Consider the following 15,893-nt stretch of genomic DNA (forward strand, 5'->3'; position numbering starts at 1 on the left):
AACCTCGTAGTTTAGTAGTAGTAGGGGAAATCCTCCCAGCGAGGCTCACGCTTTTCCAGGAAGGAATTTTTACCTTCCACAGCTTCATCGGTCATATATGCCAAACGTGTAGCCTCACCGGCGAAAACCTGCTGTCCCATAAGGCCGTCGTCGGTAAGATTAAAGGCGAATTTCAACATGCGCTGCGCAGTTGGGGACTTGCCATTAATTTCGCGGGCCATTTGGATCGCTTCATCCTCAAGGCTGGCGTGTGACGCGACAATATTCACCGCCCCCATGCGGTGCATTTCCCCGGCGGTGTAGGTACGACCAAGGAAAAATATTTCACGTGCAAACTTTTGGCCAACCATTTTTGCCAGGTAAGCCGAGCCATAGCCAGCATCAAAAGACCCAACATCAGCGTCTGTTTGTTTGAACCGGGCGTGCTCTGCGGAAGCAATCGTCAGGTCACACACCACATGTAGTGAATGACCGCCGCCAGCCGCCCAACCATTTACAACCGCAATAACAATCTTTGGCATAGTGCGGATAAGGCGCTGAACCTCCAGGATATGTAGCCTTCCGCCTTCGACTTTTTCGCGCGCGGTATCCACGGTATCTGCGGTTTCACCACTAGCATAACGGTAGCCGGATCGCCCACGTATTCGCTGGTCGCCGCCGGAGCAGAATGCCCAGCCACCGTCTTTTTTGCTGGGGCCATTGCCGGTAATAAGGACACTACCGACGTCCGGTGTGCGCCTTGCATGGTCAAGTGCGCGATACAATTCATCAACGGTATGGGGGCGAAAAGCATTTCGAACTTCTGGGCGGTTGAAGGCAATACGCACAATGCCGTTGGTGCGTCCTTCGCCAGTGTGTCGGTGATAGGTGATGTCGGTCAGGTCTTCGAAACCTTCGATAGTCTTCCAGAGCTCAGGCTTAAATGGGTTCATGCTTTTAGGATAGGGGGCATGCTTGAAGATGTCCTCGCGCGTGCCCACGTTGTAGCCCTCCCGATGAGAGTAAGGTTCCGCGGCGTCGATACGCGGGAAGCATTGCTTATCGACGGCCCCGCTGGCTGGGGAGAGTTCGCGCCGTTTCTGGAATACGGGCCAGCCGAAGCAGCCCACTGGCTCCGCGGCGCACTGGAAGCAGCCTACATTGGGTTTCCAACACCCGTACGAACTTCAGTACCGGTCAACGCCACCGTACCAGCCGTAAAACCAAGCCAAGTGCCCGAAATTCTCGACCGATTTCCTGGGTGTGACACCATCAAAATCAAAGTCGCCGAGGGTGACGACGCAGCCCGCGTCCAAGCCGTCCGCGACTATAACCCACAAGCAATCATCCGAGTGGATGCCAATCAAGGATGGACCGTATCCGAGGCGGTTGCAGCCGCCAAGACCTTTGGGGAACTCGACTACATGGAACAGCCGTGCGCTACCGTGCCGGAATTGGCGGAAGTGCGGAAACATGGGATCCGCGTGGCTGCGGATGAATCGATACGTCGTGCTGAAGATCCTTATGCTGTAGCCCACGCAGGTGCAGCCGACGTAGCCGTAGTAAAAGTAGCGCCCCTCGGTGGCGTTTCGAACGTACTAAAGATCGCTGACTTTATGCACTCACGCGGACTCACAATCACCGTTGCCTCCGCTCTAGATACTGCCGTAGGAATGAATGCCGGACTCGCAGCCGTCGCCGCATTAGAACACATTAACCCCGCCGGACTTGCCACCCAACAACTTTTCCTCGAAGATGTCTGCGAACCACGCGAAATACACAACGGCATGCTTGACATAACCCCCCAAACCCCCGACCCAGACAGGTTGGCGGAATTCGCCTCACCCCGCAAACACTACTGGTTCGAACGATTACGCCAAGCCTGGGAATATCTGTAAGCGAAAGCCTTACGCACTATCTTCGGTGCTATTTCGTCCATTTTTTTCCACACCCAATGCAAATAACCCGCACAGCATAATAATGATCGCGCACAACGTTGGCATAAACAATAAGGACTTGAAGAAGGAATAGTGGAGCATTAACAATCCAGTAAAACACCAAAAATGTAATACGCCCAACCGTAAAAGATGCTGTAAAGAGCGGAACACGGGGTTTTGGCGAGGTCCCTACTTTGGCTACAAGTGGCTATAAATAGCAGGGATTTGTTGGATCGTAAATTGGGTGAATAGCAACGCCACCCAGAAGATCCGTCATAGTGCTCTTGATACCGCAGCGAACAGGGCTGTACACAGGGTCCATTTGGGGATTAGTGAGAATTTCAAGGGTGTATTTTTCCTTATCAATCACCGAAACCAAAAGCTTATTATCCGACTGCACTTTATAGTCGAAGCTCACTTTTTCAGTGTTCTCCCCTTTGATTTCAGTGGGAAGGGTTTCCTTTACACCTCTATTCGATTTATTGATCACATCAACAGCACCATCATCGCGCTTCTCAAACTTGTACTCCTTCGAAATTTTGAACTCAAGGTTTTGAGAATCTTCTGAGACGCGATACGTGCCGTAGTTATCCGCAGCAAATGCCATTGGCATTTGAAGAGTCAGACCAACACCGAGCACGCTGGCAATGATGAGATTTCGAAGGTTCAAGGTAGTTTCTCCTATTTGAATTACGGATACTCCCGTGTACAAATTTTCCTGAAAATCTGTATAGAGTATTCGGTGGTGAAATCGAAATAAGATCCTAGTTATTACAAGACCGGCATGTAATTCAGAAAGGAAGTTATTCCGTGATGTGCTTTCAATTTTGACGTTTCTTGTAGGCTGCGACGCCGTATGCCAAAAAGCAAACAAACGCAGTTACAAGAGCAAAAATTGCTGGGGGAAACATTAAAGCTCTGAGAAGATCGCTTTCATAGATGAAGAATCCTGTAGAAATTCCGATGAACCAACCTATGAGTGCTGTAATGGCAGAGAGCCGAATTACACGGAGAGCCCGATCTGGCGAGATTCGCTTTTTCATCTTCGTAAGATCCCATTAGCAGCTGGCGGCAGCTCCAGTGAGGCCGCCACCGATACCACCGACAATACCGCCACCGATTGCGCCGGCTCCCACCCCCCATGGTCCTCCTAATGCGCCGATCGTGGCTCCTGAAGCGGCACCTGAAATTCCGCCAGTCATAGTTCCACCTACGGTGCCTGCTGCGCACCTGCCCCAACTATCCCAAGCTCCGCCTTCCAATATGTACCCGTTTTCGTTTGCGGCTGCCACCTGGAGAACGTTATTTGGATCAATTGTGTATTGGAAAGTGATGTCCTGACCTTCCTTGTTAACTGCAGTTGTTGGCAGCGTTTCTTTGATCTTGCCACTGTCTTTGTCAATGACGTCAACGCCGCCATCATCACGAATTTCAAATTTGTATTCAGAAGATACCTTGATTTCTAAATGGCGTAGATCTTCCGATGAGCGATAGAACCAAGTATCTCCTTGGGGTGATTCTTCTGCAGAAATTGAGGTAGGTGGTTCAGGGTGATTGGAAGCTAAAGCGGTTGGTGTTTGCACTGCCAATCCAAGACCTAATACGGCAACTGTAAGTAGTTTATAGATGCGCAAAATATTCTCCCTTTAGATGGAATGATAATGCTCAAAAACATATGTAGAAAGAGTAGATAAACTCCTTGTCTCAAGCTAAATAATCCCGTGCAAAATGTCTACCAACTTATAAAGTGTTAGAGAAGATTGGGGGTAATGTATATAGCTAATAATTTTGTATGCAGGGAAAACATATTTACCGTGTAGGGGTAACTATATACTTTGTATAAAATTGAAAACCGTTGCAGAAATAGGCGAATTTATGTTCAAATTAGTTTGCTCTAAATGTATAGTATCTAATGGCGGTTTGATAGCATTAATTCGATGGTAAGTCCTTATTTCATATAGTGGAATACATTTTGAGGGAACCTGAGTGGCATGGCAATTTCACTGACATGTTCGGTGTGCTGCTTGGATATGTGATCATTTTGACGGTCATTAGTGCCGGCTACTTACTTGCAAGAAAGAAGGTGATTGGTGCAGGTAAGGAGCGTTTGGTGTTAAACCGAGTAGCGTTCTATGCGGTTACCCCGGTAAAGCTTTTCGTTGTCCTGGCAAAATCTAAACCGCAGGAAATTTTTACTCCTGTACTCGCGGTGTTGGCTTCATCGACGCTGGAGGCGTTGTAGATTTCCCGGAGTTGCTTGGTAACCCCTTTTCGGCCCGGTCGCTTCAATGGTCTGTTCAAAGCCGTCGAGCCCATCAAAGCCAGACGATGAAGACACCGTTGCTGCCACACCATGACTTCCTGAAGTACCGCATCAGTGATCGCGGAGATGGTATCCGGCGAGATATCCACCCGCAGGCTCGTGGCGAGGTGATGCTGGATGTCCCGGACGGTCATGCCGCCGGATGTCACAAAGTGACAATCATGTCAAACGAAATCAGTAAGACGCCAACTACCTTTCGGTACCATCTGCGGCGCATACGAACCATCACGATCGCGTGGAATTTGAATTTCCAACGTACCGTATTTTGATTCGACCTTTTTCTTGTGCGAACCGTTCCGCGAATGATGCGTTCCCACGGCCGCTTTGCCTTCACGGCTCGGTTTGCTCGTAGCCGAGATGGATATCCATCTTTGACTGCAGCCCACGGTTAATTGATGCTTGCAACAAACTCCGGACCCTGATCGTTTGGAGGTGTTGGCCTCGCCACGCAAAGATTTTTGGTTTGAGCGGCTTCGTCAGGCGTGGCAGGATCTCTAATATGTTTGGCGTGCTCCTTGGATACACAATCATTCTGACGGTGATCGGAGCAGGTTATGTGCTTGCTCGTACGGGTGTTATTGGTCCAGGGGCAGAACGATTGGTACTTAACAAGGTCGCCTTCTATGCTGCCACCCCAGCGCTTTTGTTCGTTGTGTTAGCAAAGTCGCCGCCTCAGGATATTTTCACGCCAGTTCTCGCGATAGCTGCGCTTTCAGCAAGTACTACAGCGGCTATTTATATTGCAATCAGTACATTGTGGTTTCGCAAAAGTGTTGCAGAAACGGCGGTGGGGGCGGCGTCGTCAAGCTATGTGAATTCGAATAATATTGGCCTGCCAATTGGAATCTATGTCCTTGGAACGGGGGCGTATGTGCCACCGATTTTGGTGCTGCAGCTAGTGGTATTTACGCCGATAATCCTGGCGGCGATGAGCAACGGTGGGGTTGTGCGGGGGACAATAAAGGCGTTAACCAGCCCAATTGTGTTGGGGTCAATACTCGGTTTATTAGTAAGTATTTTCGGTGTCGGTGTGCCGAGTCTAATAATGGAACCCTTGACCATTCTCAGTGGCGCCTCCATACCTATGATCTTGCTAAGTTTCGGCGCGTCACTGCACACCAGTGAGGGGCTGAAAATCCGCGCTGAAACGACGTCAGCAACCATGCTAAAAATTGCCGGTATGCCTATGATTGCGTGGGTATTCGCAACTTTGTTCGGCTTGAGCGCTGAACATACGTACGCAGCGGTGATTCTTGCGGCGCTGCCCACCGCGCAGAATGTGTACAACTATGCGGCTACGTATCGGGTCGGTGAAGTGATTGCGCGTGATGCGGTGCTTGTGACCACGTTTGCCGCATTACCTGCAATGCTGGTGATTAGCCTGCTGCTTGGGGTTTGAGTCTCGACGCAGCGTATAACATGTTATACTTATTATACAAGTGGCTGGATCGGCAAGAAGGATACGGAGATGGCTAAACCAGAGGGAAAATACATCGGACTCGCCAAGTTAGGGCCGAAATCACAGGTAGTGATCCCGAAGGAAGTACGCGAAATCTTTGGCATCGGCCCCGGTGATCAGATGCTCATCCTTGCGGATAAAGAACGCGGCATTGCCCTTGTGGATCCGAAGGAATACGCAGAGCTGATCGATAAACTCTTGCCGCCGAAGGGAGAGCCCAATGCCTCGGCCAATTAGCCTTGCGCTGAAAATCATCGCTGGCATTGTTGCAACCGTTGTGTTGGGGATCGCCTGCTTTTTCGGTTGGGTGACATGGAATACGCACGGTTATTTTCAGCGTTACGTTGATAAAGCCCAAGCAGCTGGCTATATAGAACATCAGCACGAGGTACGTGATGGCGTTAGCCTCAACTATGCGGAGCATGCCAACGATAAAACCCCGCTACTTCTTATCCCAGGTCAGGGCTCAATATGGCAAGATTATGCGCCCTCACTTCCCGCGTTGGCGGAGCATTATCACGTTGTTGTGGTGGACGTACATGGTCACGGGAAATCAAACTGGAACCGTGAAGATTATACGGCCGTGCGTATTGCGGAGGACTTAACATCGCTTGGTCGGCATATATTCAAAAGCAAGTTCGTAGTTGCGGGGCATTCATCAGGGGGACTCATTGCCGCACAAATGGCGGCGGAATTCCCACAAGATGTTCAGGCACTCGTGCTTGAAGACGCTCCATTTTTTGCCACCGAAACTGATCGTGTTCCCAGTACATTCGCAGGTCAAGACAATAAACTGCTTAAGGAGTTCCTCGAACAAACCGAAGAAAAAGATTATGTGGCGTATGTGTTGCCGCGTTCGTACATTGGAAGAATGTTCGGTGACGCGTGGAAGCCATTGGCGCAACAGATAGTGCAGCAGCGTCACCAGAATCCCGATGCGTTGCCGGAGATTCCGTGGCTGGGTATCACGATTAATCGTATCTGGGAATCCCAGTCGCATCCCTACGACAAGTGGTGGTCACACGCGTTTTTTATTAGTCGCTCTTGGCACGAGGGGTTCGAACAAGAAGATGTGCTGCGCCGGGTAAAGGTGCCTACGCTGTTTATGAAGGCCAGTACCAACTACAGCGATGAGGGTATACTGCTCGCTGCACTCACCGACCGGGAGGTCGAACATGTGAAGGAACTCGTCTCGGATATTCGGGTAGTTCGAGTGGAAAGTGGGCACGACATCCACTTTGAGAAACCTGAATGGTACGTCCAACAACTTCAGCAATTTGTGTAATGCGTAAACTTGCGTGACGACGTCGCGTTTGCTGGACGTCGTCACGCAAGTTCAACTATTGCATAGCGCGTGAGAAAGCCCTCTTCGATTCATCACTCCAGTTCACTTCTTGTGGTGTTGAACGGGTATTTTCCTGAATAGTATTGTTTATCCACTCAAGGTGTGGATAAACACTCGTGTGAATCATTGGGCTATCTTCTTTATCCCGGCAAGAGGGGTTGTAATGACCAGCCGTATGGATGGCAAATAGTGTGTTTTCCTTGAAAATTGCAGCGCCAGAATCGCCACCACATGTGCGTGATGAACCAGCCGCCCGAGTTTCCATAACCTCGTGTGTATCTCGCCCATTAATATTGATGCTGTCAAGGAACTTGGTGATATTTACTTCAGCCAAAGAAGAGTATTCATTGCTCGCACCATAGCCCAAAAGATTTAAATAGTCGCCTACTTCTGGTGCCTTGCCAGGCAAGGAAAAGCTATCTGCAGTAATGCCACTACCAACCTTTATAAGGGCGACATCATATTCATAGGATTTGGTGTAGACAGTTTGTACACCAGCAACTTGGTTTTTGAAATTCTTAATTACGCGCATGGTTGATCCGCCATCGGGAACACAGTGCTCTGCCGTAATCCAAAATGGCCCTTGAAGATGGCTTGCCGTGCAATCGCGAACAGGCTTTGCTCCATCTGGGCCAATGCTCCACATTGCCGCCACTCGGGTGTCATTTACCGGAACTGTGCTGGTTGCCTCAGGAAGATATTCAATGTCCTTCCCATACCGAAGATTGTCCAGCGGCCCAGATTGTTGCGTAGTTGTTTCTACATTTTCATTATCGACGGCCCCCGCATTTGGCGCCATAGCCACCGGCAATAAGGCAGCAGTGAGAAGGATAGAAGAAAGGAATTTGCGCATATTAATTTCACTTAAGGTAGTGGGTTGGTATGGTTTCAAGTTTGGCAACACTGGTTATGCTAGAGATCATGCTGAACTCAACGCATAATCTTGTTTACCTCTTGAATCTGACGCTTAAAAATTACTCTTAAAGCGCGATAATATTGCAAATTTTATGCTAATAACAAGGTAAATATTTCGTCTAGACCTAGTAGCCTGAAAACTTAGTATCGGGGGTAATATTTCCGCTAAGAATTTTGTGTGCTGCGATTTTGCTATGGATGGCGGGTGTAGTTAAATTGCCTGCTTGAGCATGCGACACCATTACGTGCTTTCATCCATATCGCTTTTCGCATGTTGCTCACGTATGCGTAGAACATTAAGCACCAAGGAAAGCGCAATCATTACTACGCTTGGAAAAAGCAGTATGGATAGCGTCAAATCATCAATACCCAAAACCGTGAAAAATGCTATGCCTGCAATCGCTATTGCTAAAAGAGTGAAAAATCCTGCAGGGCGCGCCATATAGGAGTCTAGCCGGTATTTTTTAACCATGATTCCTCGTTAAAAATCAAAATAGCCAGTATTTTTGTAGCTGCTAAATTGGTTTTTTACTTTCGTGGAATGGTTTTGTAGAGATTTTTCGTTAGTTGGATAGTGTCTGGCATGAGCAACCTTTAATTATCCGTGCTTGAAACATAGTTGGTGCGTTGCTCGCGCATGCGTTGTATGTTGAGCAACAGGGAGAACGGGATAGCGAAAATACTTGGGATAAGTATCAAGACTAACGCCGCTGTGTCTATTCCGAGGCTTTTGAAAAACACTATTGCTGCAATGGTTATCGCACAAAGAGTGAGAAATCCAAGGGGTTTTGCGATAAAGGAGTCGAGCCGAACTTTCCTAGCCATAATTCCTCACTTCGATTAAAATGATTCATTATATTTGCTCTAATTTTTCTTAAGGGTGAACTTGTTTGCGGATTGGGCCCAGCAAGTGAATAAGGTTTCTTATATCCACTTACATTTTGTGAGATTAATAATGTGCCCTGTTTCCGTCTAGGAACTTTCGTTCCCTGTGTTTTATCTGGGGGTGATATTAACTTTAAAAACGCTGTATGCAGCATTTGTTATTTTAATCTTGGGGGTGTGTAAAGTTAGTGTATGGAACGAATCGGGTATATCGCCGAATAGATTTTCGTCAACTCATAATATCTTATTTTAATTACGCATTGGATTGGCGTTTCCACATGAGTTATTCCAGCCTGAATTCAAAGGTCTTTTCGCGTTGGGTATGGAAGGCGTCTTATTATATTCGTTATGAGTAGTGCCTCGATTGCGGCTGATGTTGTCGCAGAACTTGCTGCTGTTTCTTCGGATATTGTTGTGTGTCCAGGATCGCGGAATGCGCCGTTATTGCTTGCTCTTCGCCGCCGAAGTGACATCCGTATTCATGTTCGCATTGATGAGCGTTCTGCGGCGTTCCTTGCGCTCGGTTTGGCTCGTGCGCAAAAGCGTCCAGTGGCTGTTGTTATGACCTCGGGTACCGCTGTGGCACATTGTTTGCCCGCAATGATTGAGGCACATCATTCAAACATTCCATTGATTGTGGTCAGTGCAGATCGTCCATCGCGCCTTGTGGGTACCGGTGCCAGCCAAACTATTGATCAACAAGAACTTTTTGGAAAGTTCGCAGAAACATTTCATATTGAATTCGCGGAAAATGGGATAACTGGAAAAGCGATCGAGGCAGCTCCGGCGCATCTTAATGTGGCCTTGGATACGCCATTAGCTGAGGTTGCCGAACCTGTGGCAGTGGAGCGGCGCAGGGCGGGGGCGTCGATACGCGATTACGGTGAAGTTGAATTAGATCTGTCACGTCGAACCTTGGTTATTGCTGGTGATGGCGCTTGGTCAATTGAAGAATTGGCTGATGTTCCAACTATCGCTGAGCCCAGTGCTCCTGCACCTTTTGCCCCGGTGCATCCATTAGCGGCAGGTATTTTGGCGCGTACGCAGGTGAGTGCGGAAGGCTATGTGGTGGAGACAAAGCCAGAGCAGGTTGTGGTTGTGGGGCACCCAACACTGCACAGGGGAGTACTCAAACTGATGAGTGATCCGGAGATTGATCTGATAGTGCTCACACGTACCACTCCAACCGACCCAGCGCGTAAAGCGCAATATATCGGTTCGCGGGTCCGTGTGAAGGGAAAACAGGATTCCGGCTGGTTGAAGATGTGCTCGGCGGCGTCGGAACTTGCGGGAACTACCGTGCGTGAAACCTTGGAGAAGCATTCATTTACTGGTTTGCATGCCGCAGCGGCCGTTGCGGACACACTGGCCGTGGGTGACGTATTGGTTTTAGGGGCGAGCAACCCGGTCCGAGATGCGAGTCTTGTGGGACTGCCCTTTGATGGTGTGGAAACCTATGCTCAGCGCGGCGTTGCCGGCATTGATGGCATGATCGCACAATCAATCGGCATTGCACTTGCAAAACAAACAGAACATTTGGATACTTTGCGTCCACCCAGAGTGGTTGCTCTTATGGGAGACCTTACATTCCTGCACGATATTGGGTCATTGCAGATCGGACCGTTGGAGGCGCGGTCGGAAAACCTCACCATAGTTGTGGCCAATGACAATGGTGGCGGTATTTTCGAACTCCTGGAGGTGGGCGCAAAAGACCTCCGAGATGATTTCGAGCGGGTGTTTGGAACGCCTCATAATGTTGATATAGCGGCATTGTGTGCAGGCTACGGAATTTCGCATGTTGCAGTATCCTCGGTGGGCGAGCTTACTCATGCGTTGCTTGACACAATAGATATTGCGCCAGGTATCCGTGTTATTGAAGCTACAACCCGTCGAGATAACCGTCGTGAAATGCATTTGGAACTAAAACTATGACCCGTAGGTTTCACCAACTTGTATTGTTGCTTTGGGTGGCATGCTTGCTTGGTGCCGTAGGGATGGTTGCCGGGGCATATCACAATGACCGCACAATTGCTGCTGACCCGGGCCGGGCACTAGCTCGTGTTACCGCTGTTGGTTTCCGCACTACAGTGGACTACCAGGATGAAGAAGGAATATTTCATTCCCCGCAAGCCGGGTTGCTGTATCCCACTGGATTGGGAGAAGGCCAACGCGTGTGGGTAACCTACGCAAAGACCAATCCAGACTTAGTGAAAGTGGAACATCGAACGTGGCATCTATCGGTGGTGCCAGCTTTAAGCATTGCGGCGGTCGGCAGCATTATTGCTGCGGTGCTTTGGGGTTTAGTTTCGGGCATTGGGCATTGGCGTGAGCGGAGGAAGCAGTGAAGGTAGCCGTGGTTGCGGAGTCTTTTCTGCCCAATATTAATGGTGTAACCAATTCCGTTTTGCGCGTCTTAGAATACTTACGCGAACACGGGCATGATGCAATTGTGATTGCGCCAGGTGCCCGCGATTTTGAAGAAGAAATCCATGAATACCTTGGGTTTCCGATTATCCGTGTGCCCACGATTATGGTTCCGCTAATCGATTCCCTTCCGATCGGTGTGCCTCGCCCTCTGGTCACCCAAGCCATACGTGACTTCCTCCCCGACGTTATCCATTTAGCATCTCCGTTCGTGCTCGGCGGGGCAGGGGCATTTGCTGCCAGGATGCTACAAATTCCCGCGGTTGCCGTCTATCAAACCGATGTTGCTGGGTTCGCTAGCCGCTACCACCTCTCCCCATTAGCGGCGGCTAGTTGGGAATGGACAAAAACACTTCACAATATGTGTGCGCGCACACTCGCACCTTCTTCCGCAGCGATCGCCGACCTTCATGAGCACGGAATAGAACGCGTATATCACTGGGGAAGGGGCGTAGATACGCAAACATTCTGCCCCTCCAAACGTAACGACGCCCTCCGTGTCCAATGGTCACCCCAAGGTTTACCGATCGTAGGTTTTGTAGGAAGGCTGGCGGCAGAGAAAGGTGTTCACCGTCTTTCTGTGCTTTCCGACGCCCCCGTCCAACTCGTAATCATTGGCGACGGTCCCGAACGCCCAACGCTCGAAGAAGAACTACCAAATGCGATCTTTATGGGGGAACTCTCCGGTGAGGCACTCGCTGAAGCGTATGCCAGCCTCGATGTATTCGTACACCCAGGCGAACATGAAACTTTTTGCCAAGCTATTCAAGAGGCCCTTGCCTCCGGTATTCCCGCGATCGCTCCCCGTGCTGGCGGCCCCATTGATCTCATTCAAAATGGCATTAACGGATACTTAATCCCACCGGAGCACTTCGCCGACCAGCTACTCGAAAAAGTATTTGATTCCACGCCCGAGATGGGGATTGCTGCACGCGAAGGTGTGCGCGATAAAACCTGGAGTAGTTTGTGTGCCCAGCTTCTTCGCCACTATGAGGCTGTAATTTATGAAGCCACCCGCTAAGCCCGCCAACATCCATCGGGTAGCGTTAAGCACGTGGCTAAAGCAAACCTGGACAAAAACCCGCGCGACGTGGCACGAATGTTTGATGATGTCGGCGAAAAATACGATCTCACTAACTCGATCCTATCCCTCGGCCAAGATCGCCTATGGCGCCAACGAACCCGAGCACGTTTAGCCCTGCAGCCAGGGGAACGAGTACTCGATCTTGCCGCTGGAACCGCAGTATCCACGGTGGAGCTAGCCAAATCTGGCGCCTGGGTTGTTGCTTGTGATTTCTCTCCCGGAATGCTGGCAGCTGGTCGTGGACGCAATGTACCCAAAGTAGTCGGAGATGGTATGCACCTACCCTTTGCCGACAATAGTTTCGACGCCGTGACGATTAGTTTTGGCCTGCGCAATATCCATGACTTTCGTGCGGGCCTGCAAGAATTATCCAGGGTCACCAAACCAGGTGGGCGCCTTGTAGTTGCTGAGTTTTCCACCCCAATAGTCCCCATTTTCGGACGAATCTACAAAGAATATCTGATGCGGCTACTCCCAAAAATCGCCCGGGTTGTTTCCTCCAACCCGGAGGCATATGAATACCTTGCCGATTCCATCCGTGCCTGGCCAGACCAAGAAACACTTGCCAAAGAAATCAATGCCAATGGCTGGTCCGACTGTGGATGGCAAAACCTCACCCTCGGTATCACCGCACTTCACGCTGCCAAAAAAGCTAAACAATAGGTTGTTGGCTATAGGTGTGCACGCTGGAAGCATTGAAATACTGGGTGAAGTGAGTTCAAGGGGCGAAGAGGCAGGTACCGTAGGTCCGGGATGGTAATTGATGTATAAGTAGTGTCGTTTTTTACACCATCTTGTGCCCAATTGGTGTTTTTGGCGACAAAATTAGGCTCCCAGAGGCCGTTCGCAGACGCTTTTTACACCAATTGCACACAAGATGGTGTAAAAAACGACAACTCCCAGCTCGGCAATTGCGCGCAACCTAACGCCGCCTGGAGGTGTGTGCGCAACCTAACGTCGCCTGGAGGTGTGTGCGCATCAAAAAGCCCGCGGACCTAAAACAATAATAAATACATACCCAGATCAGCTTTTCCGCAAGCTAGAAAACATTATTTAAGTTCGCCCCAGAGTTGGTTGTTGGTATGGAGCCTTGTGGTGTGTCCGGCGGCACGCCAGATGCGAGAGACTAGGTCGCTGTCTTCTTCTGTAATTAGGTTTCCCATGAGTCGAGCGGCGTGGTTCATTACCACCTCCGCGAACGGGCCACGAAAGGCAAAAGGTCCAGCTAAGGGTAGGAATTTGGGGTAGGTAAGGACTCGGGCTAGCGTTCTGGCTAGGAGGAATGCTTGGCCGTAGTGGGTTCGTAATTGCTCGGGCCAGAGGGCGGTGTAATTTCCTGCACCGAGAAGGTTTACGGAAAGTTCAGCTGTTTCGAGTCCATAGTCGATGCCTTCGCCATTGAGGGGGTTTACGCATGCTGCTGCGTCGCCAATGAGCATCCAGTTTTTTCCGGCGACTCCGGAAACTGCGCCTCCCATGGGTAGGAGGGCGCTGGCTATTTGTTCCGGGGGTGAAAAGTCCCAGTCATGCTGTTGTGAGGCATATGTTTGGAGTAGTTTTTTAGTGTTTATCTTTGCCGGGCGCCGGGTAGTGGAGAGGGCGCCGCATCCGACGTTTGCGCGGCCGTCGCCAAGCGGGAAAATCCAGCCGTAACCAGGTTGGACTACGCCGAGTTCATCACGAAGTTCCAGGTGTGAGTGGATCCAAGGCTCTTTGCTTCGTGGGGTGGTGCAGTATGAGCGGGCGGCAATCCCATACACCTGTTCTTTATGCCAAGTGCGTCCGAGAAGCTTGCCAAAAGTGGAGCGGACACCGTCGGCAACGATGACGTTATTGCAGGTTACGCGATTTGTGCCAGCTTGAACTGAAGTGATCCTGCCGTTGGTAAATATAGGATCGGAGGCGGGTGAATCTTCCCATACGGTAGCGCCAGCGGTACGTGCATGGTCGACAATCATGGCGTCTAGTTGCGTGCGTGGCATTGCAGAGCCGACGGTACCAAAAGGGGTGTCGGGCCAGGGGGCGGTGACTGAGCCGCCGAATCCATGAAGTTTGAGTCCGTGGGAGGCATAGTGCAAAGTGGCGTCTATACCCATGTTATGTAGCTGGTGAATAGCCCGTGGGGTAAGACCATCGCCGCAGGTTTTGTCTCTGGGAAACGTAGCGGAATCTACAAGGAGGGTTTCAAATCCGCGTCGGGCAGCATGGTATGCGGCAGCGGCTCCGGCGGGTCCTGCGCCAACCACGAGTACGTCAACACTAGTCACGGGCACCATTGTTGCATGCGGGGTTTGGTGTGTGGTGTCTCGGGATGTGGGAAGGGTACCTATTCGACTACGGTTAAAGGTTAGCTATGTACAATTCGGCCCGTACAGGACCACCCCGTACAAGGCCACTGTAACCTTTCTACGAAATATGAGGGCTTCGACGGATGAGCAACGGCATTGGTGCCCGCGACCTGGGAGCACAGGCGGACAATACCAGCGGTTTTGCCATAGATTTGGGCAACCCTGAATTAGAGCAGATGCTCGCCGATGGAATGGTAGCCGTCGAACAGGTTTTGCAAGAGGAACTCGCCAAAGGTGAGGATTTTGTTTCGGAGAAGGTCCTCCACTTGGTGGCTGCCGGAGGGAAACGTTTCCGCCCTATGTTTGCGCTACTCGCCTCCCAATATGGCGAACGTCCAGGTAGCGATGAAGTTATCCGTGCAGCAGCCGTTGTGGAAATGACACACTTGGCCACTCTCTACCACGATGACGTTATGGATGAGGCTGAACGACGCCGCGGTGTGCCCAGCGCCAACTTCCGCTGGAATAATTCAGTAGCAATCCTGTCCGGCGATTATCTTCTTGCCCATGTATCTCGGCTTATGGCCCAACTCGGCATGGAAACCGTTGCCCATTTCGCTGAAACTTTCGGGGAACTAGTGACCGGACAAATGCGCGAAACTATTGGTCCCGGCGATAGTGATCCTGTGCAGCACTATATGGATGTAATCCGGGAAAAAACCGGCGTTCTTATTGCCTCGGCGGGTTATCTCGGTGGTCTGCATTCAGGTGCGTCGCCCGAGCATACAGATGCATTACGGCGCTTCGGCTACGCCATCGGCATGGTGTTTCAAATCGTTGATGACATTATCGATATCTTCTCGGATAGTAGTCAATCAGGAAAAACCCCTGGAACCGACCTCCGCGAAGGTGTGTTCACACTCCCAGTGCTGTATGCACTTTCGGAAGACACCCCTGTAGGTGAGGAACTCCGAGGACTACTTACCGGCCCTCTAGCCTCAGATGAGGAAGTAGCAAAGGCCCTTGCACTTCTGGAGCGCTCGACTGGCCGTGCCCGCGCTCTAGAAGACGTTCATGCCTACCTTGCAGAAGCTCAATCCGAACTTTCCCGACTCCCAGATAATGAGGTCACAACAGCCCTTCGCGCCCTTGCCTCCGTGACTGTGAGTCGCGTGGGGTAATTGTACATCGCTGTGTTTTAATGGTTTTACCTGGCGATTTGTTAATAATCGATGTGCGTATAGTAAAGTCATA

16 protein-coding genes and 1 pseudogene are annotated in these 15,893 nt (G+C 50.5%); 10 read left to right on the forward strand and 7 right to left on the reverse strand.

What is annotated here, in order from left to right:
* Positions 1 to 11: 11 nt before the first annotated feature.
* The gene (locus CFREI_RS01340; RefSeq protein WP_035112002.1) at positions 12 to 932 is read right to left on the reverse strand and encodes a 1,4-dihydroxy-2-naphthoyl-CoA synthase; all 921 of its coding nucleotides are present in this window, start codon (positions 930 to 932) and stop codon (positions 12 to 14) included.
* 18 nt (positions 933 to 950) lie between these two features.
* On the opposite strand from CFREI_RS01340, the gene CFREI_RS01345 reads away from it, so the two are divergent.
* Positions 951 to 1,877: an o-succinylbenzoate synthase gene (locus CFREI_RS01345; RefSeq protein WP_035112005.1), complete on the forward strand. Its 927-nt coding sequence runs from the start codon at positions 951 to 953 to the stop codon at positions 1,875 to 1,877.
* Positions 1,878 to 2,124: 247 nt separating this feature from the next.
* Here CFREI_RS01345 and CFREI_RS01350 read toward each other — a convergent pair whose 3' ends face one another.
* On the reverse strand, positions 2,125 to 2,586 hold the full coding sequence (locus tag CFREI_RS01350) for a hypothetical protein (protein ID WP_027012615.1): 462 nt from the start codon (positions 2,584 to 2,586) through the stop codon (positions 2,125 to 2,127).
* 388 nt (positions 2,587 to 2,974) lie between these two features.
* Positions 2,975 to 3,550, reverse strand: a complete 576-nt coding sequence (locus tag CFREI_RS01355) for a hypothetical protein (protein ID WP_205618458.1) — start codon at positions 3,548 to 3,550, stop codon at positions 2,975 to 2,977.
* A gap of 338 nt (positions 3,551 to 3,888) precedes the next feature.
* Here CFREI_RS01355 and CFREI_RS01360 point away from each other — a divergent pair, with 338 nt between their 5' ends.
* Positions 3,889 to 4,158, forward strand: coding sequence for an AEC family transporter (locus CFREI_RS01360; RefSeq protein WP_169719146.1), 270 nt, complete (start codon positions 3,889 to 3,891; stop codon positions 4,156 to 4,158).
* On the opposite strand, the pseudogene CFREI_RS01365 reads toward CFREI_RS01360, so the two are convergent.
* A pseudogene (locus tag CFREI_RS01365) lies at positions 4,047 to 4,625 on the reverse strand (transposase). The gene CFREI_RS01360 and the pseudogene CFREI_RS01365 sit on opposite strands and share 112 nt — an antisense overlap.
* 113 nt (positions 4,626 to 4,738) lie before the next feature.
* Between CFREI_RS01365 and CFREI_RS01370 the strand changes: the two are divergent.
* From CFREI_RS01370 to CFREI_RS01380, 3 genes are all read left to right on the forward strand, one after another.
* Positions 4,739 to 5,638 carry an AEC family transporter gene (locus CFREI_RS01370; protein ID WP_027012618.1) on the forward strand — a complete coding sequence of 300 codons (900 nt, stop codon included), beginning with the start codon at positions 4,739 to 4,741 and terminating at the stop codon, positions 5,636 to 5,638.
* Positions 5,639 to 5,707: 69 nt separating this feature from the next.
* Positions 5,708 to 5,935, forward strand: coding sequence for an AbrB/MazE/SpoVT family DNA-binding domain-containing protein (locus CFREI_RS01375; RefSeq protein ID WP_035112008.1), 228 nt, complete (start codon positions 5,708 to 5,710; stop codon positions 5,933 to 5,935).
* Complete coding sequence (locus CFREI_RS01380; protein WP_051255922.1) at positions 5,919 to 6,983, forward strand: alpha/beta fold hydrolase; 1,065 nt, start codon at positions 5,919 to 5,921, stop codon at positions 6,981 to 6,983. The genes CFREI_RS01375 and CFREI_RS01380 overlap by 17 nt, the downstream gene beginning before the upstream one ends.
* Before the next feature lie 55 nt (positions 6,984 to 7,038).
* On the opposite strand, the gene CFREI_RS01385 is transcribed toward CFREI_RS01380, so the two are convergent.
* Positions 7,039 to 7,896: a trypsin-like serine protease gene (locus CFREI_RS01385; RefSeq protein ID WP_156907748.1), complete on the reverse strand. Its 858-nt coding sequence runs from the start codon at positions 7,894 to 7,896 to the stop codon at positions 7,039 to 7,041.
* 303 nt (positions 7,897 to 8,199) lie between these two features.
* A complete protein-coding gene (locus tag CFREI_RS01390) occupies positions 8,200 to 8,430 on the reverse strand; it encodes a hypothetical protein (RefSeq protein ID WP_027012619.1) in 231 nt (76 codons plus the stop codon).
* A gap of 761 nt (positions 8,431 to 9,191) precedes the next feature.
* On the opposite strand from CFREI_RS01390, the gene menD reads away from it, so the two are divergent.
* From menD to CFREI_RS01410, 4 genes are read left to right on the forward strand one after another with little or no spacing between them, the layout of a single operon-like run.
* On the forward strand, positions 9,192 to 10,775 hold the full coding sequence (gene menD / locus CFREI_RS01395) for a 2-succinyl-5-enolpyruvyl-6-hydroxy-3-cyclohexene-1-carboxylic-acid synthase (protein WP_027012621.1): 1,584 nt from the start codon (positions 9,192 to 9,194) through the stop codon (positions 10,773 to 10,775).
* Positions 10,772 to 11,188 (forward strand): DUF3592 domain-containing protein, encoded by a 417-nt coding sequence (locus tag CFREI_RS01400; protein ID WP_027012622.1) that lies wholly within the window; start codon positions 10,772 to 10,774, stop codon positions 11,186 to 11,188. The genes menD and CFREI_RS01400 overlap by 4 nt, the downstream gene beginning before the upstream one ends.
* The gene (locus tag CFREI_RS01405; protein WP_035112111.1) at positions 11,185 to 12,288 is read left to right on the forward strand and encodes a glycosyltransferase family 4 protein; all 1,104 of its coding nucleotides are present in this window, start codon (positions 11,185 to 11,187) and stop codon (positions 12,286 to 12,288) included. Before CFREI_RS01400 ends, CFREI_RS01405 begins: the two co-directional genes overlap by 4 nt.
* Before the next feature lie 33 nt (positions 12,289 to 12,321).
* Positions 12,322 to 13,014, forward strand: a complete 693-nt coding sequence (locus tag CFREI_RS01410; protein WP_027012623.1) for a demethylmenaquinone methyltransferase — start codon at positions 12,322 to 12,324, stop codon at positions 13,012 to 13,014.
* 386 nt (positions 13,015 to 13,400) lie between these two features.
* On the opposite strand, the gene CFREI_RS01415 is transcribed toward CFREI_RS01410, so the two are convergent.
* Positions 13,401 to 14,627: a geranylgeranyl reductase family protein gene (locus CFREI_RS01415; RefSeq protein ID WP_027012624.1), complete on the reverse strand. Its 1,227-nt coding sequence runs from the start codon at positions 14,625 to 14,627 to the stop codon at positions 13,401 to 13,403.
* Positions 14,628 to 14,782: 155 nt separating this feature from the next.
* Between CFREI_RS01415 and CFREI_RS01420 the strand changes: the two genes are divergently transcribed.
* Complete coding sequence (locus CFREI_RS01420; RefSeq protein ID WP_027012625.1) at positions 14,783 to 15,820, forward strand: polyprenyl synthetase family protein; 1,038 nt, start codon at positions 14,783 to 14,785, stop codon at positions 15,818 to 15,820.
* Positions 15,821 to 15,893: the final 73 nt, after the last annotated feature.

Source organism: Corynebacterium freiburgense, from assembly GCF_030408815.1.
Lineage (GTDB): Bacteria > Actinomycetota > Actinomycetes > Mycobacteriales > Mycobacteriaceae > Corynebacterium > Corynebacterium freiburgense.

Excerpts from the sequence above, each read along its gene's own strand:
- CFREI_RS01340 (WP_035112002.1), bottom strand. The coding sequence starts at position 932 with ATGAACCCATTTAAGCCTGAGCTCTGGAAGACTATCGAAGGTTTCGAA.
- CFREI_RS01375 (WP_035112008.1), top strand. The coding sequence starts at position 5,708 with ATGGCTAAACCAGAGGGAAAATACATCGGACTCGCCAAGTTAGGGCCG.
- CFREI_RS01385 (WP_156907748.1), bottom strand. The coding sequence starts at position 7,896 with ATGCGCAAATTCCTTTCTTCTATCCTTCTCACTGCTGCCTTATTGCCG.
- menD (WP_027012621.1), top strand. The coding sequence starts at position 9,192 with ATGAGTAGTGCCTCGATTGCGGCTGATGTTGTCGCAGAACTTGCTGCT.
- CFREI_RS01400 (WP_027012622.1), top strand. The coding sequence starts at position 10,772 with ATGACCCGTAGGTTTCACCAACTTGTATTGTTGCTTTGGGTGGCATGC.
- CFREI_RS01370 (WP_027012618.1), top strand. The coding sequence starts at position 4,739 with ATGTTTGGCGTGCTCCTTGGATACACAATCATTCTGACGGTGATCGGA.
- CFREI_RS01420 (WP_027012625.1), top strand. The coding sequence starts at position 14,783 with ATGAGCAACGGCATTGGTGCCCGCGACCTGGGAGCACAGGCGGACAAT.
- CFREI_RS01380 (WP_051255922.1), top strand. The coding sequence starts at position 5,919 with ATGCCTCGGCCAATTAGCCTTGCGCTGAAAATCATCGCTGGCATTGTT.
- CFREI_RS01390 (WP_027012619.1), bottom strand. The coding sequence starts at position 8,430 with ATGGTTAAAAAATACCGGCTAGACTCCTATATGGCGCGCCCTGCAGGA.
- CFREI_RS01345 (WP_035112005.1), top strand. The coding sequence starts at position 951 with ATGCTTGAAGATGTCCTCGCGCGTGCCCACGTTGTAGCCCTCCCGATG.
- CFREI_RS01415 (WP_027012624.1), bottom strand. The coding sequence starts at position 14,627 with ATGGTGCCCGTGACTAGTGTTGACGTACTCGTGGTTGGCGCAGGACCC.